General features: G+C 73.1%; 23 protein-coding genes. 18 read left to right on the top strand and 5 right to left on the bottom strand.

Going from position 1 to position 26,564, the window contains the following annotated elements:
* Positions 1 to 50: 50 nt before the first annotated feature.
* From ACZ466_RS54270 to ACZ466_RS54250, 5 genes are all read right to left on the bottom strand, one after another.
* On the bottom strand, positions 51 to 1,067 hold the full coding sequence (locus ACZ466_RS54270) for an alpha/beta hydrolase (protein ID WP_378291493.1): 1,017 nt from the start codon (positions 1,065 to 1,067) through the stop codon (positions 51 to 53).
* Positions 1,068 to 1,209: 142 nt separating this feature from the next.
* Positions 1,210 to 2,142, bottom strand: a complete 933-nt coding sequence (locus ACZ466_RS54265) for an ATP-binding protein (protein WP_378291495.1) — start codon at positions 2,140 to 2,142, stop codon at positions 1,210 to 1,212.
* 316 nt (positions 2,143 to 2,458) lie between these two features.
* Positions 2,459 to 2,656: a DUF397 domain-containing protein gene (locus ACZ466_RS54260; RefSeq protein ID WP_378291497.1), complete on the bottom strand. Its 198-nt coding sequence runs from the start codon at positions 2,654 to 2,656 to the stop codon at positions 2,459 to 2,461.
* A gap of 175 nt (positions 2,657 to 2,831) precedes the next feature.
* On the bottom strand, positions 2,832 to 3,677 hold the full coding sequence (locus tag ACZ466_RS54255; protein WP_378291499.1) for a helix-turn-helix domain-containing protein: 846 nt from the start codon (positions 3,675 to 3,677) through the stop codon (positions 2,832 to 2,834).
* Positions 3,678 to 3,776: 99 nt separating this feature from the next.
* Positions 3,777 to 4,034, bottom strand: coding sequence for a DUF397 domain-containing protein (locus ACZ466_RS54250; RefSeq protein WP_378291501.1), 258 nt, complete (start codon positions 4,032 to 4,034; stop codon positions 3,777 to 3,779).
* A 378-nt stretch (positions 4,035 to 4,412) separates the two neighbouring features.
* Here ACZ466_RS54250 and ACZ466_RS54245 point away from each other — a divergent pair, with 378 nt between their 5' ends.
* From ACZ466_RS54245 to deoC, 18 genes are all read left to right on the top strand, one after another.
* Entirely contained in the window at positions 4,413 to 5,126 is a 714-nt protein-coding gene (locus tag ACZ466_RS54245) for an EboA domain-containing protein (RefSeq protein ID WP_378291503.1), read from the top strand.
* Positions 5,127 to 5,243: 117 nt separating this feature from the next.
* Positions 5,244 to 6,737, top strand: a complete 1,494-nt coding sequence (locus tag ACZ466_RS54240; protein ID WP_378291505.1) for an AMP-binding protein — start codon at positions 5,244 to 5,246, stop codon at positions 6,735 to 6,737.
* An 82-nt stretch (positions 6,738 to 6,819) separates the two neighbouring features.
* On the top strand, positions 6,820 to 7,185 hold the full coding sequence (locus ACZ466_RS54235; RefSeq protein WP_464042466.1) for a hypothetical protein: 366 nt from the start codon (positions 6,820 to 6,822) through the stop codon (positions 7,183 to 7,185).
* Between the two features lie 244 nt (positions 7,186 to 7,429).
* Complete coding sequence (locus tag ACZ466_RS54230) at positions 7,430 to 9,358, top strand: PhoX family protein (RefSeq protein WP_378293269.1); 1,929 nt, start codon at positions 7,430 to 7,432, stop codon at positions 9,356 to 9,358.
* A gap of 139 nt (positions 9,359 to 9,497) precedes the next feature.
* Positions 9,498 to 10,352: a metallophosphoesterase family protein gene (locus ACZ466_RS54225; protein WP_378293267.1), complete on the top strand. Its 855-nt coding sequence runs from the start codon at positions 9,498 to 9,500 to the stop codon at positions 10,350 to 10,352.
* Complete coding sequence (locus tag ACZ466_RS54220) at positions 10,349 to 10,990, top strand: 4'-phosphopantetheinyl transferase family protein (protein WP_378293265.1); 642 nt, start codon at positions 10,349 to 10,351, stop codon at positions 10,988 to 10,990. The genes ACZ466_RS54225 and ACZ466_RS54220 overlap by 4 nt, the downstream gene beginning before the upstream one ends.
* Before the next feature lie 110 nt (positions 10,991 to 11,100).
* Complete coding sequence (locus ACZ466_RS54215) at positions 11,101 to 13,560, top strand: phosphoketolase family protein (protein ID WP_378293263.1); 2,460 nt, start codon at positions 11,101 to 11,103, stop codon at positions 13,558 to 13,560.
* 1 nt (position 13,561) lies between these two features.
* A complete protein-coding gene (locus ACZ466_RS54210; RefSeq protein ID WP_378293261.1) occupies positions 13,562 to 14,656 on the top strand; it encodes an acetate/propionate family kinase in 1,095 nt (364 codons plus the stop codon).
* Between the two features lie 88 nt (positions 14,657 to 14,744).
* Complete coding sequence (locus tag ACZ466_RS54205; RefSeq protein WP_378293259.1) at positions 14,745 to 15,902, top strand: acyl-CoA dehydrogenase family protein; 1,158 nt, start codon at positions 14,745 to 14,747, stop codon at positions 15,900 to 15,902.
* A gap of 191 nt (positions 15,903 to 16,093) precedes the next feature.
* A complete protein-coding gene (gene dnaK / locus ACZ466_RS54200) occupies positions 16,094 to 17,935 on the top strand; it encodes a molecular chaperone DnaK (RefSeq protein WP_464042462.1) in 1,842 nt (613 codons plus the stop codon).
* Positions 17,936 to 17,973: 38 nt separating this feature from the next.
* Positions 17,974 to 18,414, top strand: coding sequence for a heat shock protein transcriptional repressor HspR (locus ACZ466_RS54195; protein WP_378293233.1), 441 nt, complete (start codon positions 17,974 to 17,976; stop codon positions 18,412 to 18,414).
* Between the two features lie 130 nt (positions 18,415 to 18,544).
* Complete coding sequence (locus ACZ466_RS54190) at positions 18,545 to 19,522, top strand: substrate-binding domain-containing protein (RefSeq protein ID WP_378293230.1); 978 nt, start codon at positions 18,545 to 18,547, stop codon at positions 19,520 to 19,522.
* Positions 19,523 to 19,559: 37 nt separating this feature from the next.
* Entirely contained in the window at positions 19,560 to 20,606 is a 1,047-nt protein-coding gene (locus ACZ466_RS54185; RefSeq protein ID WP_378293228.1) for a galactitol-1-phosphate 5-dehydrogenase, read from the top strand.
* A 43-nt stretch (positions 20,607 to 20,649) separates the two neighbouring features.
* Complete coding sequence (locus ACZ466_RS54180) at positions 20,650 to 22,173, top strand: FGGY-family carbohydrate kinase (RefSeq protein ID WP_378293226.1); 1,524 nt, start codon at positions 20,650 to 20,652, stop codon at positions 22,171 to 22,173.
* On the top strand, positions 22,163 to 23,119 hold the full coding sequence (locus ACZ466_RS54175; protein ID WP_378293224.1) for a sugar-binding transcriptional regulator: 957 nt from the start codon (positions 22,163 to 22,165) through the stop codon (positions 23,117 to 23,119). The genes ACZ466_RS54180 and ACZ466_RS54175 overlap by 11 nt, the downstream gene beginning before the upstream one ends.
* The gene (locus tag ACZ466_RS54170; protein WP_378293222.1) at positions 23,116 to 24,621 is read left to right on the top strand and encodes a sugar ABC transporter ATP-binding protein; all 1,506 of its coding nucleotides are present in this window, start codon (positions 23,116 to 23,118) and stop codon (positions 24,619 to 24,621) included. Before ACZ466_RS54175 ends, ACZ466_RS54170 begins: the two co-directional genes overlap by 4 nt.
* Positions 24,618 to 25,616 (top strand): ABC transporter permease, encoded by a 999-nt coding sequence (locus ACZ466_RS54165; RefSeq protein ID WP_378293220.1) that lies wholly within the window; start codon positions 24,618 to 24,620, stop codon positions 25,614 to 25,616. The genes ACZ466_RS54170 and ACZ466_RS54165 overlap by 4 nt, the downstream gene beginning before the upstream one ends.
* Positions 25,609 to 26,562, top strand: coding sequence for a deoxyribose-phosphate aldolase (gene deoC, locus ACZ466_RS54160; protein WP_378293218.1), 954 nt, complete (start codon positions 25,609 to 25,611; stop codon positions 26,560 to 26,562). The genes ACZ466_RS54165 and deoC overlap by 8 nt, the downstream gene beginning before the upstream one ends.
* The last annotated feature ends 2 nt before the right edge of the window (positions 26,563 to 26,564 follow it).

The following is a 26,564-nucleotide window of genomic DNA, read 5'->3' as shown; positions in this document are numbered from 1 at the left end:
CCCTCACCCGTCCTCACCGTCCCGGCCGGCCGGGTGCCGGGCCTCAGACCTCAGACCCCCAGCAGCCTGCGGAGCCAGCGCACCCGCGCCTCGCGCGCCTCCTGGGAGAGGGCGGCCTGCGGCGCCATCATGTCGAAGCCGTGGAAGCCGCCGGGCCACACGTGCAGCTCGGCCTGCCCGCCGGCCTGCCACAGCCGCGCCGCGTAGGCGACGTCCTCGTCCCGGAAGGTCTCAGCCGAGCCTACGTCGATGAACGCCGGCGGCAACCCCGAGAGGTCCTCGGCGCGGGCCGCGGCCGCGTAGGGCGACACCCCGGGGCCGCCCCTGGCGTCGCCGAGCAGCGCCGTCCAGCCGGTGTCGTTGGCCGTGCGGTCCCAGACGCCACGGCCGGCCATCTGCCGGGTCGACACGCTGTCGTTGCGGTCGTCCAGCATCGGGCACATCAGCACCTGCGCGGCGAGCGCGGGGCCGCCCCGGTCGCGGGCCAGCAGCGCCAGCGAGGCGGCCAGCCCGCCGCCGGCGCTGGTGCCGGCCACGATGATCCGCGCGGGGTCGGCGCCCAGCTCGGCGGCGTGCCCGGCCGTCCACACCAGGCCCGCGTAGCAGTCCTCGACGGGTGCCGGGTGCGGATGCTCGGGGGCCAGCCGGTACTCCACCGACACCGCCACCAGGCCCAGTTCCTGCGCCCAGTCCAGCACCTCGCCGAGGCCCATCCGGTTGTCACCCATGATCATCCCGCCGCCGTGCACGTAGTAGACCGCCGGGAGCGGCCCCTCGAAGCCGGTGGGGGTGCAGATCAGCAGGGAGACGTCCGGCGCTCCCGCGGGACCGGGCACGGCGCGTTCCACCACCTCGAAGGCGCCGTCCCGGCGCAGCTCGTCGTCGGTGACCCGGGGCATCGTCCCGCCCTGGCGCAGCATCGGCAGCACCTCCGCGGTGATGGCGGACGGCAGTGCCGCGCTGATGATCTCCAGCGCGGCGGCCAGTTCCGGCTCGAACGGGGGCGGCGGCGGAGCGCCGTCCGCGGCGGGGGCGGGCTGCTGGGAGGAGGAGGTCGGGGTGGTCATCGCTTCTCCTGTCTCGGGACGCCGCCGTGCGGGCGCGGCACCGGTGTGATCCATGCCATGCTCGCCCCCGCGAGGGTATGCCGACAGCGCCACGCGGCGGAAATCCTCCGCCGAACGGCGGGAAGGGGCCCGGGGCGCGCGCCTAACCGGTGCGGTCGAGACTCCCCGCGCGTTCGCGGGACAGGATCTCGTAGAGCTGGACGATCTGCTCGCAGGCCTCGGTGAGGTCGGAGCGCGGCACCCTGGCGAAGCCTCCGCCGGGCACCCGCCAGTGGAACGATCCTCCCTCGCACCACACGGTGAGGTCCCGCTCCACCGACAGCACCGACAGCCCGCGCTCGTTCCGCCGGATGAGACGGCGGATGCCGCGCTGGACGAGCAGCGCGTGCAGGTCCTCGGCGGCGCGCGCCGCACCGGTGTGCACGGGCGGGCACAGCGCCGGGATCGGCAGGCCGAACCAGGTCGCCTTGCCGGGCACCGCCGGGTCGACCAGCCGCGAACGGGTCAGGTGGTGACCCCAGCGGCCCTGGCTCAGCGCGTCGACGATGAGCAGCCCGCGGCCGTGCTCGGCGAGCTCTCCGGAAAGGCCGGCGACGTCGTCGCCGTCCGGTGCCGGGGCGGTGTGCGCCGGGTCGGCCTGAGCCGGGACGGCGGATGCCGGGGAGTCCGGCGCGGGAGCGGCCTGCGCCGGGGCGTCCGGCCCCGCGGCGGCGGCGCCGTGCCACTCCGGGGAGCCGTCGAAGACCTTGACGACCAGCTCGGAACGGTCCCGGTCGTGGCCCCCGTGGGCTCCGTGGCGCGCGTAGATCCACAGCTCCACCGGCCGGGCCGGGGAGGGGGTGCCGTCGGGCGAGCGCGGGACGCCGTGCCGCAGGGCGTTGGTGGCCAGCTCGCTGACCATCAGGGTGGCGCTGTCGATGGTGTCGGCGGACAGGCCGCCGAACCCCTCCAGCGTCTCGCCGGTGCCGGTGCGCGCCGCGTGCGCGATGGTCTCGTCCGGAGGCAGCCGCATGGCCGCGCAGCCGCCTCGGTCCACGCACAGGGAGGGCCGGAACCCCGATTCCGCCTCCGTCATGCTCGCCTCCCCCGTCGGGATATGAGCGTCCACGTTCGCGAGTCGCTATCTGTGATTCACAGTTATGGTCGCACATTCGGCGTGGCCGTCCCGCGAACTGAAGAAAACTTCACGGCTTGAAAGGCGAGACGTTCGTCGACACTCTCATAACGGTTAAAAACAGGGTGGACCTCATCATCGACGACAGATCCCGTCGCGGCCGGAAAAGGGCGGCCGTACCGGGCGGGTAGGGTGGTCGCACCCTGAGACGGGTGGCAGGCGCGAAGATCCCCCAGGGGTGCAGCCCTGGGGGATCCGCCTTCGCGGGGACGCGGCGCTACAGGTCGTAGCGGCCCGCGCGCACGTCGGCCAGGAACGCGGTGAACGCGGCACGGTCGACCACGTGCACGCCGGCGTCCGGCCTGGTGCTGTCGCGCAACGCGGTGGCGTCGCCCAGATCGGCGACCTCCACGCAGCCTCCGTTGCTGGAGGCGCTCGCCGTCGCCTTGAACCATTCGGCCTGAGACAGGTCCATGTCTACTCCGGCTCCGACCACTCGGGGTCTCGCTCGCGGGGTCTTCTCGGACGTCATGCTCGGAGTCATGCTCGGGCGCCGCGCGTGAAACGTCCCGCGCGAAACGTCCTGCACGAAACCTGGTGTTCGGAAGGTCTGGGTCGGACCGTCGTGCCCGACGGTCGGGAACGGGCGCTCAGTCGAGGGTGTGCGTCAACCGGTCGAGGTGCTCGGTGGTGCCGGCTGGATCGAGCGCCGCCTTGCGGACCCGTTCGAGGTTCTGCTCATAGGCCTCCACGATCTCGGGGTCGATGCTGTCCTGGATCGCGACGTCGTTCTCCAGGAAGGCCATCGAGGGGTCGTCGTCGAAGCGGAAGAGGTTGACCAGGGTCGACATGCCGGGGTGCAGCCCGTCGGCGAAGCGCAGCAGCCTGATCTCGACGTTGGGCCGCCGGCCCATCGCGGCGAGGTGGGCGATCTGCTCCCGCCGGTCGGACCGCTCGCCCCAGCGGTAGAGCAGGGACGCCTCGGTGACCAGCGCGAGCAGCTCGGGCGCGGTGCCGTCGTCGCGGTCGAGGACGCGCTGGCGCCGCAGCCGCGCCTTGAGCGCCCGTTCCCGCCACTCGGCGCCCTTGGAGCCGGAGGCGAACAGCGCCCGCGTGTAGGCGGGCGTCTGCAGCAGGCCCGGCACGACCAGGGGGGTGAGGACCCGGATGGCGGACGCGTCGGCCTCGAAGCCGGGGAACTCGTTGGGGAAGACGTCGGGGTGGTCGCGCCACCACGCGCGCCGGCGGGCGAGGGCGGCCAGCCGCTCCAGCTCCGCCAGGTCGCCGCCGGCCTGCCCGTAGACGCGGGCCAGGTCGCGGATGTCGCTGAGCTCGGGCCGCACCCAGTTGTTGGCCTCGAACCTGCCGACCTTGCCGCGGCCCCAGTTCAGCCGGTCGCAGACCTGGTTGGCGGTGAGGCCCGCCTCGTCCCGCAGGGCCTTCAGGCGCCGGGAGAGCCGCCACTTGGCGACGGTGGAGCCGTAGGCCTCGCTCACCGCGGCTCCCTCGCTCGACCTGCGGCTTTCCCCGCCAGCATAACCCTTCATCACCCTTCCGATTTTGTGAATCACAGATTGAAGGGGGTGTCCTCCCGGTTAGGTGGCGGCGCGGTCGAACTCGCCGGCCTTGGCTCCCTGGACGAAGCAGTCCCACTCGTGGTGGTCGAAGACCGAGACGTGACCGCCGTCCCCCTCGGTCCGCAGCAGCACCCACGGCCCGGTGAAGGCCACCTCGACGGCGCCCGCGCCGCCCGCGCCGCCCGCCGCGCGCCGCCAGTCGAGGGTCCGCAGGTCGACGCCCAGCTCGTCGGCCGCCGGCTTGGCCGGCCTGCCCGCCATGGTCGGCTCGCTCATCGGTCCGCCCGTCCTCTCGTCCGTTCCGCCGTCCGGCCGGTGTCCAGCGGCCGCGATTCGCGACACAGATTAGGGGACCGCAAAAGCCGAACCGCATTGCGTCAATGCCGAAAGCGGTGAATCGGATCGTCCGAAGTCGGTGCGCGCTGTACCGTCCCACCGCGAGCGGCTCCATCGCAATGGCGCGAATGTGATTAACGCCGGTCCGGAAGGGGATCGCCAGTCCGTGCCGGACCGGCCGCGAGTCGGGACGGGGGAAGGGCGGTAGTCGCGATGGTGCGCGATCCCCGCGAGGATTCTTGTCAGGAAATACCTAGTTTGGCGGGTTTTCTGGGCCTTAGCGTGCGCCGACTCCGCACTTCATGCCCAGGAGCCCCCATGACCGCGCCCGATCCGCTCTCCCTGGTACGCGACGTCCTGCCGCCCGCCGATCTGGCGTGGCTCGAGAAGGCCCGCGCCCGCGCCGCGGCCGACCCCCGTTCCGTCATCCTCCTCTTCCCGGCCGTCGGGCGCCACTGCGGCCGCCGCCGCGCCCTGGACGCCGGCGGCCGGCGCCTCGACGACGCCTGCCGCGCGCTGCTGCTCGACGCCACCACCGGTCCCGTCCTCGACCTGCTCGGCGACCTCTACCACGACGGCGGCGTGGACGAGCGGCGCGCCGTCCTGAAAGCCTTGCCCCGGCTGCTCGACCGGCTGCCGGCCGAGTCCGCCGCGCTCGCCCTGGTGCACGACGCGCTCCGCGGCGACGACCCCGTGCTGCTGGAGGCCGCCGTGGGGCCCTACGGGGGGCGCCACCTCGACCAGGACTCCTTCCGCCGGGCCGTGCTGAAGTGCGCGCTCGCCGGTGTTCCGCTGACCGCCGTGGCGACGCTGAGGGAACGCGCCGACCGGACGCTGGCCCGGATGCTGGCCGGGCTCGTCCGCGACCGCGCCGCGGCCGGGCTGGACCTCCCGGAGGGCGTGTGGGTCGTCCTGCACGACCACCCCGACCTCGTCCTGGACCTGGACGCCGACGAGGCGGTCCGCGTCCCAGGGGAGGCCCGCACGTGGGCGCCCCGGCTGGCCCGCACTCTGGGCATGGGCGGAGCCTGACCGGGCGGGCTGTCGTCCGGCCACAACGGGCGGGCCCGCGCGTTGGGCGCCGCGCCCGATGCCGCGATCGCCGGCCGCTCCTACCCTGGCGGCAAGGGTGATCTTGAGGAGGCGCGGATGACCACAGCCACGGACGTCACGGCGGTGCCGATCGGCCGGAGGGTGCGCGACCTGGCCGCGACCAGGCCGGACGCGCCCGCGGTGACCTGCGGGGACGACACCGTCACCTGGGCGGATCTGGACCGGCGCACCAACCGGATGGCCCGGGCCCTCGCGGACGCGGGCGTGGACCAGGGGCGGTTCGTCACCATCGCCCTCCCCAACGGCGTCGGCTTCGTCCTGGTGTGCGTGGCGGTCTGGAAACTGGGCGCGGTTCCGCAACCGGTGTCGTGGCGGCTCCCGGAGGCGGAGCTGGCCGGCGTCGTGGACCTGGCCGACCCGCCGGTGGTCGTGGGGCCGGTGGCGGTTCCCGGGCGCCGCGCCGTCCTGCCGGAGGAACTCGAGGCGGGCGGCCACGGCGACGGCCCGCTGCCCGACCGGGTGTCGCCCTCCTGGAAGGCGCCGACCTCGGGCGGCAGCACCGGGCGTCCCAAGCTGATCGTGTCCGGCACCCCCGGCGTGGTGGAGGACCGGGCCACGCGGTTCTGGCGCTGCGGCGCCGACGACACCCTCCTCATGCCCGGCCCGATGTTCCACAACGGCCCGTTCGCCTCGGCGTTCGCGGGATTCCTGGAGGGCGGGCACCTGGTGCTCCTCCCCAGGTTCGACGCCGCCGCGACGCTGCGCGAGGTGGAACGGCACCGCGCCACCTGGCTCTACCTCGTCCCCACGATGATGAACCGGATCTGGCGCCTGCCGGAGGAGCGGCGCGCCGCCCACGACCTGTCGTCCCTGCGCACCGTGTGGCATCTGGCCGCGCCCTGCCCGCCCTGGCTCAAGCACGCCTGGATCGACTGGCTCGGACCCGAGCGGATCTGGGAGCTGTACGGCGGCACCGAGAGCATCGCCACCACCGTGATCGCGGGCACCGAGTGGCTGGACAGGCCCGGCTCGGTGGGACGCCCCGCCTACGGCGAGATCGCCGTGCTCGGCCCGGACGGGCGGCGGCTGCCGCCGGGCGAGGTCGGCGAGGTCTACATGCGGCGGGACGAGGGCGTCCCGGCGACCTACCGCTACATCGGAGCCGAGGCGCGGTCGCTCGGGGAGTGGGAGTCGCTGGGCGACCTCGGCAGCCTCGACGCCGACGGGTTCCTCTACCTGGCCGACCGCCGCACCGACATGATCCTGGTCGGCGGGGAGAACGTGTATCCGGCCGAGGTCGAGGCGGCCCTGGAGGAGCACCCGGACGTGCTGTCGTGCGCGGTCGTCGGGCTGCCCGACGACGACCTCGGGCAGGCCGTGCACGCGATCGTCCAGGCGCGGGACGGCCGCGCCGGCGACGCGCTGCGGGACGAGCTGGACCGCTGGGCGGGGGAGCGGCTGGAACGGATGAAGCGGCCGCGGAGCGTGGAGTTCGTCGACGTGCCGCTGCGCGACGACGCGGGGAAGGTCCGCCGCTCGGCCCTGCGCGCCGAACGGATCGGAACACCGCGCCGCGAGGCGGCCGGCTGACCACGCACGCCCTTCTGCTTGGGCGCTTCGGGCCGGGGAAACCCGGATGCGATCCGGTGCCCGTTTCGACCACCATGGAGGGGTGGGCGAGGTAGGGAAGACAGGCGATCGGGCACTGCTGCGGTTGGGCGCGCAGATGGCCGAGGTCGAAGCGCTGTTCGCCTGCGTGCTCGACACCCCCGACGCGCAGGCCGAGCGGCGCGCGCTGATGGAACTGGCCGGGGCCGGGACGCGGCTGGCCGAGCTGGCGGGCACGCTCGCCGCCGGGCAGGCGCCGCTCGACCCTCCCCGGCCGCCGCGCCCGCGTCGCGCCCCCGCGCGGCGCCGCGCCGCGGCGACGCGCCGTCCGGCGCGCACCAAGCTGGAGCGCCGGATCGCACGGGTGGAGGTCACCACCGAGTGGATCATCACCCATACGGGCGGCAGCACCGGCGGCGGCGTGCGCTGACGGCGGGGGCGCGGCGCGGGCGGCGGAGCGCGCCGCGCGAGCCGCGCGAGCCGCGCGACGGTGCGCGCTCGGCCTGTTTCGGCCGGTCATGGCCGGATTAAGGGGCGTTTGTTCACGTATGTGCCGCTCTCCGGTCACGGGCGGCTTCTAGGTTCCTGATGACCGCCGAACGATCTTCGCCGCGCCCGAGGGCGGCGCGGGGAACGAGGCGGGGCCGTCAGCCGGAGAAGAAGCGAGGTTCCCCATGACCGTGGACGACGTCGCCCGCGGGGCCGATCCCGAGGACGTCAGCACCAACCCGTCGGGCAATCCGGCGTTCCGGGAGGTCGTCGAGACCCGCTGGTCCAGGAGGTCGGTGATCCGCGGCGGAACGGTGGCCGCCGCGGCCGGGTTCCTCGGCGCCGCCACCGCCGGCTCGGCCGCCGCCGCCCCCGTAGCCTCCGGCGGACGCGGTCACGGCCACGGGAACGGCCGCCTGCTCGGCTTCGAGCCGGTGCCCGCCGGGTCGGCCGACACGGTCGTGGTGCCCAAGGGGTACGTCGCCGAGGTCCTGATCCCGTGGGGCACGCCGCTGGACTCGCGCGGCCCCAAGTGGAAGAAGGACGCCTCCAACACCGCGGCCGAGCAGGCGCAGCAGATCGGCATGCACCACGACGGCATGCACTTCTTCCCGTCGGGCCGCAGGGAGGGACTGCTCGTCCTCAACCACGAGTACATCGACCGCACGCTGCTCTACCCCGACGGCGACGCCGTCATGACCAAGGAGAAGGTCGACAAGGCGCTGGCCGGGCACGGCGTGAGCGTCGTGAAGGTGGAGCAGTCCGGCGGCCGGTGGCGGCAGGTGGACTCCCGGTACAACCGGCGCGTCACCGGCAGCACCCCGGTCGCCTTCTCCGGCCCGGTGCCCGCGGGCCACCCCCTCCTGCGCTCCAACAACAAGCCGATGGGCACGCTCAACAACTGCTCCAACGGCTACACGCCCTGGGGCACGTACCTGGCGTGCGAGGAGAACTGGAACAGCTACTTCGGTACCGAGAACGCCTCCTGGAAGGCGACGGCCGAGCAGGCCCGCTACGGGGTGGTCGCCGAGGGGTTCGGCTACCGGTGGCATGTCGCCGACCCCCGCTTCGACCTGGCCGTCAACCCGAACGAGCTCAACCACTTCGGTTGGGTGGTGGAGATCGACCCGTTCGACCCGAAGTCGACGCCCGTCAAGCGCACCGCGCTGGGCCGCATCAAGCACGAGGGCGCGACCGTCACCGAGTCGCGCGGCCGCGTCGTGGTCTACACCGGTGACGACCAGGACGGCGAGTACGTCTACAAGTTCGTGGGCAGCGCGCCGTGGCGGGCGCTGCGCGCCCTCCGCAAGAACCCCCTCGACCACGGCACGCTCTACGTCGCCCGGTTCAACGACGACGGCTCGGGGACGTGGCTGCCGCTGACGTTCGGGACCGGCCCCCTGACCGCGGCCAACGGCTGGAAGGACCAGGCCGACGTGCTGCTGCGGACCCGGACGGCGGCGGACGCGCTGGGCGCGACCAAGATGGACCGTCCCGAGTGGGTGGCGGTGCACCCGAAGAACAAGGACGTCTACCTCACCCTCACCAACGGCTCCGGCTGGGACAACAAGGCCAACCCGCGCAAGCCCAACCCGTACGGGCACATCATCCGGTGGCGGGAGAAGCACGGCGACAACACGGCCACGTCCTTCGAGTGGGACATCTTCGTGCTCGCCGGGGACCCGGCCTACGACCCGCAGGTGAAGCTGGCCGCCGAGGACGTGTTCGGCTCGCCGGACGGCCTGTGGTTCGACGGCGACGGCCGGCTGTGGATCCAGACCGACGTGTCCAACTCCACGCAGAACCGCCCCGACCGCGGGCACGACAACATCGGCAACAACCAGATGCTGGCGGCCGACCCGCGCACCGGGGAGATCCGCCGGTTCCTGGTCGGCCCGCGCGGCAGCGAGGTGACCGGGATCAGCGCCACGCCCGACGGGCGGACGATGTTCGTCAACATCCAGCACCCGGGTGAGGCCACCACGTTCTGGGGTTCGCCCACGCCGCAGAACCCGCGCGCGGTCAGCAACTGGCCCGACTTCGACCCGGCCGGCCGGCCGCGTCCGGCGACGCTGGTGATCCGCAAGAAGGACGGCGGCGTCATCGGCACGTGAGCCGGTACCCGAGCCGGCACCCGAGCCGGCACTGAGCGACGTGGGGGCGGGCGGGCCCTGGCACCGCCCGCCCCGCGCGTCCGCCGAATGGGTGCCACGCCACACCGCCGCGTCCGGCCGGCGCCCTTAGGATCACAGGGTGAGCGGTCTTTACGCGATCAGTGACCTCCATGTGGGATTCGCCGACAACCGCGCGTTCGTCGAAGGGCTGCGGCCCGAGTCCGACGGCGACTGGCTCGTGGTGGCCGGGGACGTCGCCGAGCACTTCGCCGACGTCGAATGGGCCCTGCGCACGCTGAGCGGCGCGTTCGAGAAAGTGATCTGGACCCCTGGCAACCACGAGCTGTGGACGCCCAAGAACGACCCCGTCCAGCTCCGCGGCGAGGCCCGCTACCTGCGGCTGGTGGAGATGTGCCGGGAGCTGGGCGTCCTCACCCCGGAGGACCCGTACGCGGTGTGGGAGGGCGAGGGCGGCCCGGTGACGGTCGCGCCGCTCTTCGTCCTCTACGACTACACCTTCCGGCCCGAGGGCACCTCCACCAAGGAGGAGGCGCTGAAGGTCGCCTACGACGCGGGCGTGGTGTGCACCGACGAGGTCCTGCTGCACCCCGACCCGTACCCGACCCGCGACGCCTGGTGCGACGCCCGGATCGCCTACACCGAGCGGCGCATGGCCGAGCTCCCGGACGGTGCCCGCACGCTGCTGGCCAACCACTTCCCGCTGACCCGCGAGCCCACCCGGATCCTGTGGTACCCAGAGTTCGCGCAGTGGTGCGGCAGTGAGCGCACCGCCGACTGGCACGTGCGGTTCGGCGCGGTGACCGTCGTGTACGGGCACCTGCACATCCCCCGGACGTTGTGGAGCGACGGGGTGCGGTTCGAGGAGGTGTCGGTCGGCTACCCGCGCGAGTGGCGCAAGCGCGGCGACGGCCCGCGCGGGCCGCGGCGCATCCTCCCCGCCCCGCCCTCCGAACCGGCGGCGGCCGCCGGATGATCGAGCGGATCCTGCCCGCGGGAGTGGTCACCGCGAGCGCCTACGACGATCCGGCCGAGGCGAAATTGCTCCCCGAGGAGGAGCCCGCCGTCGCGCGGGCCGTGGACAAGCGCCGCCGGGAGTTCACCACCGTCCGCTGGTGCGCGCGGCGGGCGCTGGCCGGGCTGGGCCTGCCGCCGGTGCCGATCACGCGCGGCGACAAGGGGGCGCCGCGCTGGCCGGACGGGGTGGTCGGCAGCATGACGCACTGCGACGGCTACCGCGCGGCGGCCGTGGCCAGGGCCGCCGACCTGGCCGCCCTCGGCATCGACGCCGAGCCGCACGGCCCGCTGCCGGACGGGGTGCTGGAGGCGGTCGCCCGCGAGGAGGAGCTGGCGATGCTGGACGGCCTGGGCCGTACCGCGCCGGGCGTGCACTGGGACCGCTTGCTGTTCAGCGCCAAGGAGTCGGTCTACAAGGCGTGGTTCCCGGTCACCGGCCGCTGGCTGGGGTTCGAGGACGCCTCGCTCACCTTCGATCCCGGCGGGACGTTCCGGGCCGCGATCCTGGTGGGCGACTCGCCGTTCGCGTCGTTCGACGGGCGGTGGGCCGCGGGCGGCGGCCTGGCCGTGACCGCGATCGCCGTGCCCGCCGGCTGACCGGATCCGGTGCGTCCCGGTTCCGATTGGTCCCGCCCGCGCGGGGAAGGGCGTCGAGGGTACTGCTCCCGGCGTTGATCGAACGCCCTGCGATGCGGAGGGGACGACCCTTGAGAAGAGCCCTGCGGGACAGCGGGAGGGGGGCCGCGGCGCCGCGGGCGGGCGGCACCGAGCGGCCGGCCGCGACGGATCGGCTGGGCGCCGCGGAGGCCGCGGCGATCGACGCCTGGTGGCGCGCCGCGAACTACCTGTCGGTGGGGCAGATCTACCTGCTGGACAACCCGCTGCTACGGGAGGAGCTGCGGCCCGGGCACATCAAGCCGCGGCTGCTGGGCCACTGGGGCACCTCGCCCGGCCTGAACTTCTGCTACGCCCATCTCAACCGGGTCATCCGGGCGCGCGACCTGGACATGATCTACATCATGGGCCCGGGGCACGGGGGCCCGGCCGCGGTCGCCAACGCCTGGCTGGAGGGCACCTACAGCGAGGTGTACCCGGACGTGTCGCGGGACGCGGCGGGCATGGCCCGGCTGTTCCGGCAGTTCTCCTTCCCGGGCGGGGTGCCGAGCCATGTGGCGCCGGAGACGCCCGGCTCGATCCACGAGGGCGGCGAGCTGGGGTACTCGCTGGCGCACGCCTACGGCGCCGCGTTCGACAACCCGGACCTGGTGGTGGCGTGCATCGTCGGGGACGGCGAGGCCGAGACCGGGCCGCTGGCGGCGAGCTGGCACTCGGGCACGTGGCTTGACCCGGTGCGCGACGGCGCGGTGCTGCCGATCCTGCACCTGAACGGCTACAAGATCGCCAATCCGGCGGTGCTGGCGCGCATCCCCGAGGAAGAGCTGACGCTGCTGCTGTCGGGGTACGGGTACCGTCCCATCCTCGTGTCGGGCGACGAGCCCGCCGCGATGCACCAGAAGATGGCCGCCGCGCTCGACCAGGCCCTGGACGAGATCGCCCGGATCCAGGAAGCGGCGCGCGACGCCCGGGCGGAGGGCCCGGACGGCCAGGCGAACGGCCGGGTCCGCTGGCCGATGATCGTGCTGCGCACGCCCAAGGGCTGGACTGGGCCGAAAGAGGTCGACGGGCTGCCGGTGGAGGGTACCTGGCGGTCGCATCAGGTCCCGCTGTCGAGGGTGCGCGACGATCCGGAGCACCTCGCGCGGCTGGAGGACTGGCTGCGGTCGTACCGTCCCGACGAGCTGTTCGACGCCGACGGCCGCCCGGTGGAGACGCTGCGCGAGCTGCCGCCGCGCGGCCGGCGGCGGATGAGCGCCAACCCGCACGCCAACGGGGGAGAACTGCTGCGCCCGCTGGTCCTGCCGGACTTCCGGCTCTACGGCGTCGAGGTCGACGGCCCGGGCGAGCGGACGGCCGAGCCCACACGGGTGCTGGGGGCGTGGCTGCGCGACGTGCTCGCCGCCAACCGGGGCCGCTTCCGGCTCATGGGCCCCGACGAGACCGCCTCCAACCGCCTGGACGCGGTGTTCGAGGTGACCGACCGGGTCTTCCGGGCCGAGCGGTATCCCACCGACGAGCACCAGGGCCCGCACGGCCAGGTCATGGAGGTGCTGAGCGAGCACCTGTGCCAGGGCTGGCTGGAGGGCTACCTGCTGACCGGGCGGCACGGGCTGTTCAACAGCTACGAGGCGTTCGTCCACATCGTCGACGCGATGTTCAACCAGCACGCCAAGTGGCTGGAGGTGACGCGGCGGCTGGCGTGGCGGCGCCCGATCGCCTCGCTGAACTACCTGCTGTCCTCGCACGTGTGGCGGCAGGACCACAACGGCTTCACCCACCAGGACCCCGGCTTCCTGGACGTGGTGATGAACAAGAAGCCCGAGATCGTGCGGGTCTACCTTCCGCCGGACGCCAACACGCTGCTGTCGGTGACCGACCACTGCCTGCGCTCGCGCGACTACGTCAACGTCGTCGTCGCCGGGAAGCAGCCCTCGCCGAACTGGCTGCCGATGGACCAGGCCATCGCGCACTGCACGCGCGGCCTCGGCATCTGGGAGTGGGCCAGCACCGGGGGCGGGGGAGACCCCGACGTGGTGATGGCCTGCGCGGGCGACGTGCCGACACTGGAGACGCTCGCCGCCGTCGACCTGCTCCGGCAATACTTCCCCGAGCTGCGGGTCCGGGTCGTGAACGTGGTCGACCTGATGCGGCTGCAGCCCGACACCGAGCATCCGCACGGGCTCTCCGACCGCGACTTCGACATGATCTTCACCGCCGACAGGCCGGTCATCTTCGCCTTCCACGGCTACCCGTACCTGATCCACCGGCTCGCCTACCGCCGTGCCGGGCACCCGAACCTGCACGTGCGCGGGTACAAGGAGGAGGGCACCACGACCACGCCGTTCGACATGGTGATGATGAACGACCTGGACCGCTACCACCTGGTCATGGACGTCATCGACCGGGTGCCGTCCCTGGGCGGACGGGTCGCGCACATCCGGCAGCGCATGGCCGACAAGCGGCTGGCCATGCGCGTCCACACCCGCGAGCACGGCGAGGACGCCCCCGAGGTCCGCGACTGGGTGTGGCCGTACGGGGGAGCGTCCTGAGATGCGGGTGCTGACGGTCAACCCCGGCTCCAGCAGCCTGAAACTGAGCGTGCTCGAACCCGGCGACGCGGTGGCGGCGCGCGCCGAGGTCGCCACGGGGATGGGGGAGCGGGAGGCCGAGCAGGTGGCGGCGGCCGTGCACCGGATGCCCCGTCCGGACGCGGTGGGGCTGCGGTTCGTGCACGGCGGCCCCGGCTTCACCGCGCCCACGCTCGTCGACGACGGGGTCACCGCGCGGCTGCACGGGCTGATCGGGCTGGCGCCGCTGCACCAGCCGCTGTCGCTGTACGCGCTGGGCGAGATCCGCCGCGCCCTGCCGGGCGTGCCGGTGGTCGCCTGCTTCGACACCGCCTTCCACGCGACCCTTCCGGACGCCGCCGCGACCTACGCCGTCCCGGCCGAGTGGCGGGAGCGGTTCGCGCTGCGCCGGTACGGGTTCCACGGGCTGTCGTACGCCCACGCCGTGGGCCGCGCGGGGGAGCTGCTGGGCCGCGATCCGGCGGAGCTGCGGATGGTGATCTGCCATCTGGGCGCGGGCGCCTCGCTCGCCGCGGTCGAGGGCGGCCGTTCGGTCGACACCACGATGGGGTTCACGCCGCTGGAGGGCCTGGTCATGGCGACCCGGGCGGGCAGCATCGACCCCGGGGTGCCGCTGTGGCTGCTGCGCCACGGCGTCCCCGCCGACGAGATCAACGACGCGCTGGAGCACCGGTCGGGGCTGCTGGCCCTGGCCGGGACCGCGGACATGCGGGAGGTGCGGGCCCGCGCCGGCCGGGGGGACGCCGTGGCGGCGGCGGCCCTGGACGTCTACCACCACCGCCTGCGCGCCTGCGCCGCCGCCATGATCGCCGCGCTCGGCGGGCTGGACGCGCTGGTCTTCACCGGCGGGGTGGGGGAGCACGACGCCGAGGTCCGCCGCCGCGCCGCCGCCGACCTGGCGTTCCTCGGCCCGGCCGTGGACCCGGACGCCAACGGCGCGGCCCGCGGTGACACCGACGTCAGCGCGCCGGGCGCGCGGGTCCGGACCCTGGTGGTCGAGGCGAGGGAGGATCTCCAGATCGCGGCGGGCGTGCGCGAGGCCCTGCACGCCGGCTGACGTCGTCTCACCGGGCTTCTCACCCCCCGGCTTCGCACCGCGACCCAGGATCATATATTTTATAGGTGACTTCCTGGGAGGGGTGAGCATGTTCGGGCTCAGCGCAGAGGAACGCGCCATCGTGGAGACCGTCCGCGACTTCGTCGAACGGGAGGTCCGGCCCGTCGTCCGCGAGCTGGAGCACTCCGACACCTATCCCGGCGAGCTCATCGACCGGATGAAGGAGATGGGCGTGTTCGGGCTGGCCGTGCCCGAGCCGTACGGGGAGGCGGCGGTCTCCACGCCGTGCTACGCGCTGGTCACCGAGGAGCTGGCGCGCGGCTGGATGAGCCTGGCCGGGTCGATGGGCGGGCACACCGTGGTCGCCAAGCTGCTGCTGGCCTACGGCACCGAGGAGCAGCGGCGCCGCTACCTGCCGCGGATGGCGACCGGCGAGATCCGCGCCACGATGGCGCTGACCGAGCCCGGCGGCGGCTCGGACCTGCAGGCGATGCGGACGGTGGCGCGCCGCGACGGCGACGACTACGTGGTCGACGGTGCCAAGACCTGGATCACCAACGCCCGCCGCTCCCAGCTCGTGGCGCTGATGTGCAAGACCGACCCCGACGCCCGCCCGGCCCACTCCGGCATCAGCATCCTGCTGGTCGAGAAGGTCCCCGGCTTCACCGTCTCCAAGGACCTCCCCAAGCTCGGTTACAAGGGCGTGGAGAGCTGCGAGCTGTCGTTCGACGCGTGCCGGGTGCCGGGGGAGGCGCTGCTCGGCGGGGTCGAGGGGCGGGGGTTCGCGCAGATGATGAAGGGGCTGGAGATCGGCCGGATCCAGGTCGCCGCCCGCGCCACCGGTGTCGGCCGCGCCGCCTTCGACGACGCCTTCCGGTACGCCCAGCAGCGCGAGTCGTTCGGGAAGCCCATCTGGAAGCACCAGAGCATCGGCAACTACCTGGCCGACATGGCGACCAAGCTCACCGCCGCCCGCAACCTGCTGGTCCACGCCGCCCAGCGCTACGACAGCGGCGAGCGCAGCGACATGGAGGCCGGGATGGCCAAGCTGTTCGCCTCCGAGACGGCCATGGAGATCGCCCTGGACGCCGTCCGGATCCACGGCGGCTACGGCTACTCCACCGAGTTCGACGTGGAGCGCTACTTCCGCGACGCGCCGCTGATGATCGTCGGCGAGGGCACCAACGAGATCCAGCGCAACGTCATCGTCAGCCAGCTCGTCTCCCGGGGCGGCCTTCCGCAGTGACGTCCCAGGCCGGGCCGTGCGGGTGAGGCGCGGCCCGGCGACACCCGCCGTTCCACCTTGCTGATCATGGCGCATCAAAGTTGAGTCGCCCCGGCTCACTCGCGTTGACACCTCCGACGGGCTGGGGCAGCCTGGCGGATGCCGGGCCCCGGCCGCGCGCCGGGCGGGCGATCAGGTGGAGGGCGAGGGACATGGCACGTGCGGTCGGTATCGACCTGGGGACGACCAACTCGGTCGTCGCGATCCTGGAGGGCGGCGAGCCCACGGTGATCGCCAACGCGGAGGGTTCGCGGACCACGCCGTCGGTGGTGGCGTTCGCCAAGAACGGCGAGGTGCTGGTCGGTGAGGTCGCCAAGCGGCAGGCGGTGACCAACGTCGACCGCACCATCCGGTCGGTCAAGCGCGAGATGGGCACCGACTGGAAGACCAAGATCGACGACAAGCCGTTCACCCCCCAGCAGATCAGCGCGTTCGTGCTGCAGAAGCTCAAGCGCGACGCCGAGGCCTACCTGGGCGAGAAGGTGACCGACGCGGTGATCACCGTGCCGGCCTACTTCTCCGACCACCAGCGGCAGGCCACCAAGGAGGCCGGGCAGATCGCCGGGCTGAACGTGCTGCGGATCATCAACGAGCCCACCTCCGCGGCGCTGGCCTACCACCTGGAGAAGGAGAACGAGGCCACCATCCTGGTGTTCGACCTGGGCGGCGGCACCTTCGACGTGTCGCTGCTGGAGGTCGGCGACGGGGTGGTCGAGGTGAAGGCGACCTCCGGTGACAACCACCTGGGCGGCGACGACTGGGACAACAAGGTCGTCGAGTGGCTGGTGGAGAAGTTCAAGAACGCCAACGGCGTGGACCTGTCCAAGGACAAGATGGCGCTGCAGCGGCTGCGCGAGGCGGCCGAGAAGGCCAAGATCGAGCTGTCGTCGTCCTCGGAGACGCAGATCAACCTTCCCTACATCACCGCTTCCTCCGAGGGTCCGCTGCACCTGGACGAGAAGCTGACCCGGGGCGAGTTCCAGCGGATGACCTCCGATCTGCTGGAGCGGACCAAGGCGCCGTTCAAGCAGGTGCTCAAGGACGCCGGGATCACCGTGGACGGCATCGACCAGGTCGTGCTGGTCGGCGGTTCGACGCGCATGCCGGCCGTCAGTGAGCTGGTCAAGGAGCTGACCGGGGGCAAGGAGCCCAACAAGGGCGTCAACCCCGACGAGGTCGTGGCGATCGGCGCGAGCCTGCAGGCGGGCGTGCTCAAGGGCGAGGTCAAGGACGTCCTGCTGCTGGACGTGACCCCGCTGTCGCTGGGGATCGAGACCAAGGGCGGCATCTTCACCAAGATCATCGAGCGCAACACCACCATCCCCACCAAGCGCTCGGAATCGTTCTCGACCGCCACCGACAACCAGCCCTCGGTGGGCGTCCAGGTCTTCCAGGGCGAGCGGGAGATCGCCGCCTACAACATGAGGCTGGGCACCTTCGTGCTGGACGGCATCCCGCCCGCCCCGCGCGGCGTCCCCCGGATCGAGGTCGTCTTCGACATCGACGCCGACGGGATCGTCGACGTCTCGGCCCGCGACGAGGCGACCGGCCGGGAGCAGTCGATCACGATCACCGGCGGATCGGCGTTGCCCAGGGACGACATCGAGAAGATGATGCGCGACGCCGAGGAGTACGCGGAGGAAGACGCCCGCCGCAAGGAGGAGGTCGAGGTCCGCGACCGGGCCGACACCCTGGCGCACTCGACCGGGACGTTCCTGCGGGAGAACGGCGAGAAGATCCCCGCGGAGACGGAGGCCGAGGTCGAGGAGGCCGTCGCCGGGGTGAGGAAGGCACTGGAGGGCACCGACCTCGAGGCCGTCAGGACCGCCGCCGAGAAGCTCGCCCGGACCAGCCAGAAGATGGGCGCGGCCATGTACGCGCAGAACCCCGAGGGCGGGCCGTCCGGCCAGAGCGGCACCCGTCAGGACGACGGCGAGGTGGTCGACGCGGAGGTCGTCGACGAGGACGGCGGGAAGCGCGACGGCACCGGCTGAACCGTGCCCCCGGGGCGGCGGAGGAGAGGAGGGCGCCGGTGGACGCCGTCGGCGAGGACACGCCGGTCTACGTGATCTCGGTGGCCGCGGAGCTGTCGGGGCTGCACCCGCAGACCCTGCGCACCTACGACCGCCTCGGGCTGGTCTGCCCGAAACGCACGAGCGGTCGCGGGCGCCGCTACTGCGCGCGCGACATCGTCACGCTCCGCGAGATCCGCCGCCTCACGCAGGAGGAGGGGATCAACCTCGCGGGGATCAGATACATCTTCACGCTGGAGCGGGAGGCCGAGCTCCTGCGCGGCGAGGTCGGCCGGCTGCGGGGCCTGGTCGGCCGGCTCCGCGACGAGCTGGAGTCCACCCGCGCGGTGGCCGCCCGGCTGGCGCGGCTGCGCCGCGGGTCCGGGCAGGACGGTGCCCGGACGCCGCCCCCGGCCGGGCGGGCCGATGTGGTCCTGGCCCGGCGCCGGCTGACCGACTAGCCGGCGAATCCGCTGATCAGAGCCGGGCACCGGCCCGCGCTGCTCACATGAGCAAACGGTTACGCATATGTTGCGGCCGCATGAAATGCCCTTTTACGTTGTGACCCGAAACACAACCCGGGAGGGCAGCATGCGGAGAACGTTCCTGGTCGGAGCGCTGGCGGCGATCGTCACGGCGGCGTCGGCGTGTTCGGTCTCCACCGGGCCGGGCGGCTCGGGGTCGGACGATGGGGACAAGGGCGGCCAGGTGGTGATCGGCTTCAGTCAGGTCACCCAGCAGTCGCCGTTCTACGTCCAGCTCAAGAACGGGGCGCAGCAGGCCGCGGACAAGGCCGGCGCCAAGCTGCTGTTCGCCGACGCCAACGGCGACGTGACCAAGCAGAACAACGACATCCAGGACCTGATCACCCGCGGCGTGGACGTGCTCCTGGTCAACCCGGTCGACCCCAAGGGCGTCGCCGCCGGGCTGGCCGCCGCCAAGGCCGCCAAGATCCCCGTGGTCACCGTCGACCGGCCGGTGCCCACGGGCGCGCAGACCCATGTCGGGCGCGACAACGTCACGATGGGACGGCTGGTCGGGGAGCGGGTCGCCAAGGCGCTCGGCCCCGGCGGCGGCAAGGTCATCGAGATCCAGGGCGACGCCGGCGGCGCGGTGGCCCGCGACCGCGGCAACGGGTTCCAGCAGGGCGTCGCCGCCAACTCCAAGATCCGCATCGTCAAGGGCCCGTACAGCGACTACCTGCGGGCCAAGGCGGTCGGCGCCATGCAGGACCTGCTGCAGGCCAACCCCGACGTGAAGGCCGTCTACGCGCACAACGACGACATGGCGGTCGGCGCGCTCCAGGTGCTCCGCGAGAACCGGCGCACCGACGTGAAGGTCGCCGGGGTCGACGGCCTCATGGAGGCGGTGAAGGCCATTCCCGCGGGGCAGTACGTCGCCACCGCGCTCAACGACCCGATCGGCATGGGCGGGCTGGCCGCGCAGACCGCGATCAAGGTCCGGAACGGGGAGAAGGTGCCGTCGTACGTGGACGCCGGGACCGGCCTGGTCGACCCGTCGAACGCCGCGAGGTACGCCGGCGACACCGTGTTCGCCCGCGCCTCCTGAACGACCCCCGGCTGAGAACAAGCAGGAAAGGAACATCGTGCCTGAGAGAATGCTCGCGGCCGTGCTGCACGCGCCCGGTGACATCCGCGTCGAGGAGGTGCCCCGGCCCGAGCCGGGCCCCGGCGAGGCGCTGGTGCGGGTGGAGGCCTGCGGCGTCTGCGGCTCCGACATCGCCCGGATGCTGACCGCGGGCGCGCACCGGATGCCGGTCGTGTGCGGCCACGAGTTCTCCGGACGCGTGGTGGCGGCCGGGCGGGGCGTGAGCGGCGCGTCCGAGGGCGACCTGGTGACCGTCCCGCCGCTGATCCCGTGCCGGGTCTGCGCGGAGTGCCAGCGGGGCCGGTTCAGCCTCTGCCTCGACTACGACTACTTCGGCAGCCGTCGCGACGGCGCGTACGCCGAGTACGTCACGGTGCCCTCGGGCAACCTGTTCACCGTCCCCGAGCAGGTGTCCGCCGAGGCGGCCGCGATGGTCGACCCCGCGGCGATCGCGCTGCACGCGATCTGGCGCACCCGGCTGGGCATCGGGCACCGGGTGGCGGTCGTCGGCGCCGGGCCGATCGGCCTGTTCGCGATCCAGTGGGCGCGGCTGGCGGGCGCCTCGGAGGTGCTGGCCGTCGAGGTCAACGACCAGAAGCTGGCGATGGCGCAGGAGGCCGGCGCCACCCAGACCGCCTCCGGCGCCGAGCAGGCGCGCGACCTGGCCGGGGACGGGTACGACGTGGTGGTGGAGTCGGCGGGCAGCCCGGTCACCGCGGACATGGCGGCCTCGCTGTGCGCCCGGCGCGGCGAGGCGGTCTTCATCGGCATCCCGCACGCCCCGGTCGAGCTGGCCAAGGACACCTTCAACGCCTTCCTCCGCAGGGAGATCACCCTGCACGGCGCGTGGAACTCCTTCTCCGCGCCGTTCCCCGGCGAGGAGTGGCGGGCGACGGTGGACGCGATGGCCTCCGGCGCGCTGCGCTGGAAGTTCATGATCACGCACGAGCTGGGCCTGGACGCGCTGCCGGAGACGATGCGCGCGCTGGGGGAACGTTCCATATTCAGCTCGAAGGTACTCTTCCGGCCGGGCGAGGGCGCGTGACGGGGACCGCGCCCCGCCCGCCGGACGGCGGAGGGGAGGGGACATGAGCGCGCTCCTGGGCATCGACCTGGGCACCGAAGGGGCGCGGGTGGCCGTCTACACGGCCGGCGGCGCGGTGCTGGGCACCGGCCGGCACGGGTACGCCACCGGCTACCCGCGGCCGGGCCGGGCCGAGCAGGACCCGGAGGACTGGTGGCGCGCCGTCGTCGCCGCGACCCGGCAGGCGCTCGCCGAGGCGGGCGGCCCGGCCGTGTCGGGCGTCGCGGTGGCCACCACCGCCTCCACCGTCGTCGTCCTCGACGGCGACGGCCGCCCGCTGCGCCCCGCCCTGCTCTGGATGGACGCCCGCGCCGGCGCCGAGTCCGAGCTCACCGCCCGCACCGGCCACCCGGTGCTCCGGTACGCGGGCGGCGCCGACGCCGTGGAATGGCTGGTGCCCAAGGCGATGTGGCTGGCCCGCAACGAACCGGAGACCTACCGGCGGGCGGCCCGGATCGTCGAGGCGGTCGACTACCTCACCTGGCGGCTCACCGGCACGTGGACGGCCTCGCGGATGAACGCCGTCTGCAAGTCCAACCACGACCCGCGCGGCGACGGCTACCCCACCGGGCTGTACGAGTCGCTCGGCGTCCCCGACCTGGCCGGGAAGCTGCCGCCCGAGGTGCTGCCGGTCGGCGCCACGGCCGGGGAGGTGACCGCCGCGGCCGGCGCCGAGCTCGGCCTGCGCGGCACGCCCCGGGTCGCCGTCGGCGGCATCGACGCCCACCTGTCGCTGCTGGCCACCGGCGGCCTGGAGCCCGGGCGGCTGTCGGTCGTCTGCGGCACCTCCAACGCCTTCGTCGCCGAGATCGAGGACCCCGTGTTCACCCCAGCGATCTGGGGCCCCTACCCCGACGCGCTCCGCGACGGGCACTGGCTCGTCGAGGGCGGGCAGGTCTCGGCGGGCTCGGTGCTGCGCTGGGTGAGCGAGGACATGCTCGGGCTCAGCCGCGAACGGCTCCCCGAGCTGTGGGACGAGGCCGCCCGGGTGGGACCGGGCGAGCACGGCCTCGTCGTCCTCGACTACTTCATGGGCAACCGGACACCGCTGCGCGACCCGGCGCTGCGCGGCGCCGTCCTCGGCCTGACCCTCGGCACCACCCCGGCGCAGCTGTACCGGGCCGCCGTGGAAGGCGTCGCGTACGGCACCCGCCAGGTCCTGGAGTCCTTCCTCGAGGCCGGGGTGCCGGTGAAGGACATCTACGTCTCCGGCGGCATCCAGCACAACCCGCTGTGGCTGTCGATCACCGCCGACGTCCTGGGCCGCCCGCTGCGGCTGGTCGGCGCGGGCGACAACCTCACGCTGCGGGCCTGCGCGGTCATCGCGGCCACCGCCACCGGGGCCCACCCCGACCTGGCCGCCGCCGCGGAGGCGTTCACCCCGGCCACCACCCTGGTCGAACCCTCGGCGCCCGCGGCGAACGGCGCCTACGACGAGGGATACGCCCTCTACCGGCAGGCCACCGCCGCCACCCGCGAGGTGGCGCACCGGCTCGGCCGGCCCAGCGGAGAGACCGATGAACCCTGACGAACCCGGATACGAGGCCCTGCTGCTCAGGGTCGCCGAGATGTACTACGAGGGCGACCAGACCCAGGAGCAGATCGGCCGCAAACTGCACCTGACCAGGTGGAAGGTCGGGCGGCTGCTCGCCGAGGCGCGTACGGCGGGCATCGTCCGGATCGAGATCGTCCACCCGCGCCACCGGCGGCACGCCGACGAGCGCGCCCTGGTCGAGCGGTACGGGCTGCGCGACGCCGTCGTCGTCCCCGCCGACGGCGTGAACGGCGACCTCGAACTGCGCGACCGCGTCGCCGGGGTGGCCGCCCAGTACCTGGCCGACCTCAGCCCCTCCCCGCGCACCCTCGGCGTCTCCTGGGGACGCACCCTCGATGCCGTCGCCGCGCACATCCCACCCGGCTGGGCCAGGGGCGTCCACGTCGTCCAGGTCAACGGCGGGCTCAGCCGCACCCGGCGGCCCACCTCCGCCTCCGACATGGCCAGCCGCCTCGCCCACCACGGCGGCGGCACCGTCACGCTGCTGTCGGTCCCCGCCATCGTGGAGAAGAGCTCCACCCGGGAGGCGCTGGAGAGCGACCGCTCCGTCGCGGGCGTGCTGGAACTGGCCCGGCACTGCGGCGCCTTCCTGTTCAGCCCCGGCGCCCTCTCCCACAACTCGGTCCTGGTCGAGTCCGGCCACCTCACCTCCGCCGACGTCGACGCCATCGCCGGCGCCGGCGGCGTGGGCGACGTCGTCGGCCGCTTCATCGACGGCGAGGGCCGCATCGTCCGGGAGGAACTCGACCGCCGCACCCTCGGCGTCACCCTGGACGACCTGCGCGCCGGCACCTGGTCGATCGCGGTGGCCACCGGCGCCGCCAAGCACCGCGTGTGCCGCGCGGTCGTGGCCAGCCGCATCTGCAACGTCCTGGTCACCGACCACCACACCGCCGCCCACCTGCTGGAGACCTCATGAGCGAACGGCAGCCGGGGAGCGGGGGAGGGCCCCCGCTCCTGCGGATGAAGGGAATCGTCAAGCGCTTCCCCGGCACGCTCGCGTGCGACGGCGCGAACCTCACCGTCCGCGCCGGGGAGGTGCACTGCCTGCTCGGCGAGAACGGCGCGGGCAAGAGCACCCTGATGAAGATCCTCGCCGGGTCGTACCGGCCGGACGGCGGCGAGATCGTCCTGGACGGCCGGCCGCTGCGCTGCGCCGGCCCCCAGGACGGCATCGCCGCCGGCATCAGCGTCATCTACCAGGAGCTCGACCTGGCGCCCGACCTCACCGTCGCGCAGAACCTCTTCCTCGGACGGGCGCCCGCGCGCGGCCCGTTGGTGCGGCGGCGGCAGCGGTCGGCGGCGGCCCGGGAACTGATCGCCCGGCTCGGCGGGACGTTCTCCCCCGAGGACCGCGTCGGCGACCTGCCCATCGCCGCGCAGCAGCTCACCGCCATCGCCAAGGCGCTCACCACCGACGCCAAGGTCATCGTCATGGACGAGCCCTCGGCCACCCTCGGCGGGCGCGATTTGGAGGTCGTGTTCTCCGTCATCCGCGGCCTGGCCGCCGAGGGCCGCGCCATCATCTACATCTCGCACCGCCTGGACGAGGTGTCGGAGATCGGCGACCGCGCCACCGTCATGCGCGACGGCCGCGACGTCGGCGTCTTCGACCTCGCCACCACCACCCACGACGAACTGGTCGCCGCCATGATCGGGGAGGCCCGCGACCTGGTCCGCCGCACCGACCACCCCGTCCCGTCCGGCGCCCCCCGGCTCTCGGTCGAACGGGTCCGGGTCGGCCGCATCCTGGACGTCGCCGGGCTGGAGGTGCGGCCCGGCGAGATCGTCGGACTGGCCGGGCTGGCCGGCGCCGGGCGCACCACCCTGCTGAACGCGCTGTTCGGCGCCGTCCGCGGCGAGGTCCGCGCCCGGCTGGACGGCGCGCCGCTCAAGGTCGCGGGCCCCCGCACCGCCGTCCGCAACGGGCTCGCCCTCGTCCCCGAGAGCCGCAAGGAACAGGGACTCTTCCTCGGCCTCGGCGTCGCCCGCAACTCCGCCATCGCCGCCCTCGGCTGGGCCGCGCCCCGCGGGCGCGGCAGGCGGATGACCGCGCCCGTCCTCGCCGGACTCGGCGTCAAGCACGCCTCGCCCGACCAGCCCGTCGGCCAGCTGTCGGGCGGCAACCAGCAGAAGGTCGTCCTCGCCAAATGGATCACCCGCGGCATGCGGGTGCTGCTGCTGGACGAGCCCACCCGCGGACTGGACATCGGCGCCAAGGCCGACCTCTACCGCCAGGTCCGCCGCCTCGCCGACGACGGCGTCGCCGTGCTGCTGGCCAGCAGCGAGCTCGCCGAGCTCACCGCGCACGCCGACACCGTCTGGGTGCTGCACGAGGGCCGCAACATCGCCCGCTTCGACCCGCGCACCGCCCCCGAGGCCGACATCGCCCACACCGTCATCACTGGAGCCACGCCATGACCCAGACCGTGTCCGAGCCCCGGCTCGCGGGCGCCGGCATGCTGTCCCGGCAACGCGGCCTCGACCTGCTCCGCAACGGCAACCTGCTGGTGATCTTCCTGCTGCTGTGCGTGGTGGCCGCCGTGCTCGCCCCCGAGTTCCTGACCGCGCGCAACATCGCCAACCTGCTCCAGCAGTCCAGCCTCACCGGCATCGTCGCCGTCGGCATGACCCTGGTCATCCTCACCGCCGGCATCGACCTGTCGGTCGGCAGCACCGCCGCCTTCGCCGGGATGCTCGTCGCCGTCCTCATCTCCGACGGGCTCGATCCACTGCTCGCGATCATGCTCACCCTCGCCGCCGGAGCCTCCGCCGGGGCCCTCATGGGCGGGCTGTCGGCCTACCTGGCACTGCCCAGCTTCATGGTCACCCTGGCCGGGCTCACCAGCATCCGCGGCCTCACCTACCTCCTCACCGGAGGCACCCCCGCCGGAGGCGACCTCGGAGAGGGCTTCCAGCTGCTCGGCGGCGGCTTCATCGGGTACGTCCCGATCGTGGGCCTCATCTTCATCGGCGTCACCGTCGTCGCCGCCCTCGTGCTGCGCGGCACCACCTTCGGAGAGTACGTCTACGCCACCGGCAGCAACCGCGAGGCGGCCCGCCTGTCCGGCCTCCCCGTGCGCGCCGTCACCACAGCCGTCTTCGCCATCTCCGGGCTGCTGGCCGCGCTCGCCGGAATCCTGCTCACCTCGCGCCTGACGATCGGCCAGCCCACCGCGTTCAGCGGCCTGGAACTCGACGCCATCGCCGCCGTCGTGCTCGGCGGCACCAACCTCTTCGGCGGCCGGGGCAAGATCTTCGGCACGTTCGTCGCCGTGCTGCTGCTCTCGGTCCTGAAGAACCTCTTCAACCTGGTCGGCCTGAGCTCCTTCTTCCAGATGCTCGTGACCGGCCTCATCCTGGTGGCGGCCCTCATCCTCAACCGCATCCTCGAGAACAGGGGAGACCATGCCTGAACCGACCCTCACCCTCGCGCCGGGCGAGAGCCCGCCGACAGCCCGGGAGCTGCGCGCGTTCCTGCATGGTCTGCCCGGTGTCGATCAGGTGGGTGCCGAGGAGCGGGCGGCGCGTCTGTCGACGCGTTCGATCAAGACCTCGGCGAAGGCGGAGGCGATCGATCTGGCGATCGCGATGGTGGATCTGACCACGTTGGAGGGGGCGGATACGGCGGGGAAGGTGCGTGCGTTGTGCGCCAAGGCCGTCCGTCCCGATCCCGGTGATGCCGAGGTCCCCAAGGTCGCGGCCGTGTGCGTGTACCCCGATCTGGTGGGTGTAGCGGTCGAGGCGCTGCGCGGGAGTGGCGTGGGCGTGGCGAGTGTGGCGACGTCGTTCCCCTCGGGCCGGGCGCCGCTGGAGGCCAGGTTGGCCGATACGCGTGCGGCGGTGGCGGCGGGTGCGTCGGAGATCGACATGGTGATCGATCGGGGCGCGTTCCTGGCGGGGGATTACGGCAAGGTGTTCGGTGAGATCGCCGCGGTGAAGCAGGTGTGCGGGGGTGCGCATCTGAAGGTGATCTTCGAGACCGGTGAGCTGGTCACCCTGGACAACGTGCGCCGCGCGTCGTGGCTGGCGATGCGCGCGGGTGCCGATTTCATCAAGACCTCCACGGGCAAGGTGTCTCCGGCGGCGACGCTTCCGGTGACGTTGGTGATGCTGGAGGCCGTCCGCGACTTCCGCGCGGCGACGGGCCGTCAGGTGGGCGTCAAACCGGCGGGGGGCATTCGGACGACCAAGGATGCGGTCCGGTATCTGGTGCTGGTGAAGGAGGTCGCCGGTCCGGACTGGCTGACCCCCGAGTGGTTCCGCCTTGGTGCTTCGAGTTTGCTGAACGATCTGCTGATGCAGCGGCGGAAGCTGGCCACCGGTGTGTATTCGGGTCCCGACTATTTCACCTTGGACTGAGC

This window comes from Actinomadura rugatobispora (assembly GCF_055379765.1).
Note: the sequence above shows the minus strand (reverse complement) of the source record. Positions and strands in the feature narration are given on the sequence as shown.

Coding starts and splice junctions, on each gene's coding strand:
- ACZ466_RS54270 (WP_378291493.1), bottom strand. CDS start 1,067: ATGACCACCCCGACCTCCTCCTCCCAGCAGCCCGCCCCCGCCGCGGAC.
- ACZ466_RS54265 (WP_378291495.1), bottom strand. CDS start 2,142: ATGACGGAGGCGGAATCGGGGTTCCGGCCCTCCCTGTGCGTGGACCGA.
- ACZ466_RS54260 (WP_378291497.1), bottom strand. CDS start 2,656: ATGGACCTGTCTCAGGCCGAATGGTTCAAGGCGACGGCGAGCGCCTCC.
- ACZ466_RS54250 (WP_378291501.1), bottom strand. CDS start 4,034: ATGAGCGAGCCGACCATGGCGGGCAGGCCGGCCAAGCCGGCGGCCGAC.
- ACZ466_RS54245 (WP_378291503.1), top strand. CDS start 4,413: ATGACCGCGCCCGATCCGCTCTCCCTGGTACGCGACGTCCTGCCGCCC.
- ACZ466_RS54240 (WP_378291505.1), top strand. CDS start 5,244: ATGACCACAGCCACGGACGTCACGGCGGTGCCGATCGGCCGGAGGGTG.
- ACZ466_RS54230 (WP_378293269.1), top strand. CDS start 7,430: ATGACCGTGGACGACGTCGCCCGCGGGGCCGATCCCGAGGACGTCAGC.
- ACZ466_RS54220 (WP_378293265.1), top strand. CDS start 10,349: ATGATCGAGCGGATCCTGCCCGCGGGAGTGGTCACCGCGAGCGCCTAC.
- ACZ466_RS54210 (WP_378293261.1), top strand. CDS start 13,562: ATGCGGGTGCTGACGGTCAACCCCGGCTCCAGCAGCCTGAAACTGAGC.
- ACZ466_RS54205 (WP_378293259.1), top strand. CDS start 14,745: ATGTTCGGGCTCAGCGCAGAGGAACGCGCCATCGTGGAGACCGTCCGC.
- dnaK (WP_464042462.1), top strand. CDS start 16,094: ATGGCACGTGCGGTCGGTATCGACCTGGGGACGACCAACTCGGTCGTC.
- ACZ466_RS54190 (WP_378293230.1), top strand. CDS start 18,545: ATGCGGAGAACGTTCCTGGTCGGAGCGCTGGCGGCGATCGTCACGGCG.
- ACZ466_RS54180 (WP_378293226.1), top strand. CDS start 20,650: ATGAGCGCGCTCCTGGGCATCGACCTGGGCACCGAAGGGGCGCGGGTG.
- ACZ466_RS54175 (WP_378293224.1), top strand. CDS start 22,163: ATGAACCCTGACGAACCCGGATACGAGGCCCTGCTGCTCAGGGTCGCC.
- ACZ466_RS54170 (WP_378293222.1), top strand. CDS start 23,116: ATGAGCGAACGGCAGCCGGGGAGCGGGGGAGGGCCCCCGCTCCTGCGG.
- ACZ466_RS54165 (WP_378293220.1), top strand. CDS start 24,618: ATGACCCAGACCGTGTCCGAGCCCCGGCTCGCGGGCGCCGGCATGCTG.
- deoC (WP_378293218.1), top strand. CDS start 25,609: ATGCCTGAACCGACCCTCACCCTCGCGCCGGGCGAGAGCCCGCCGACA.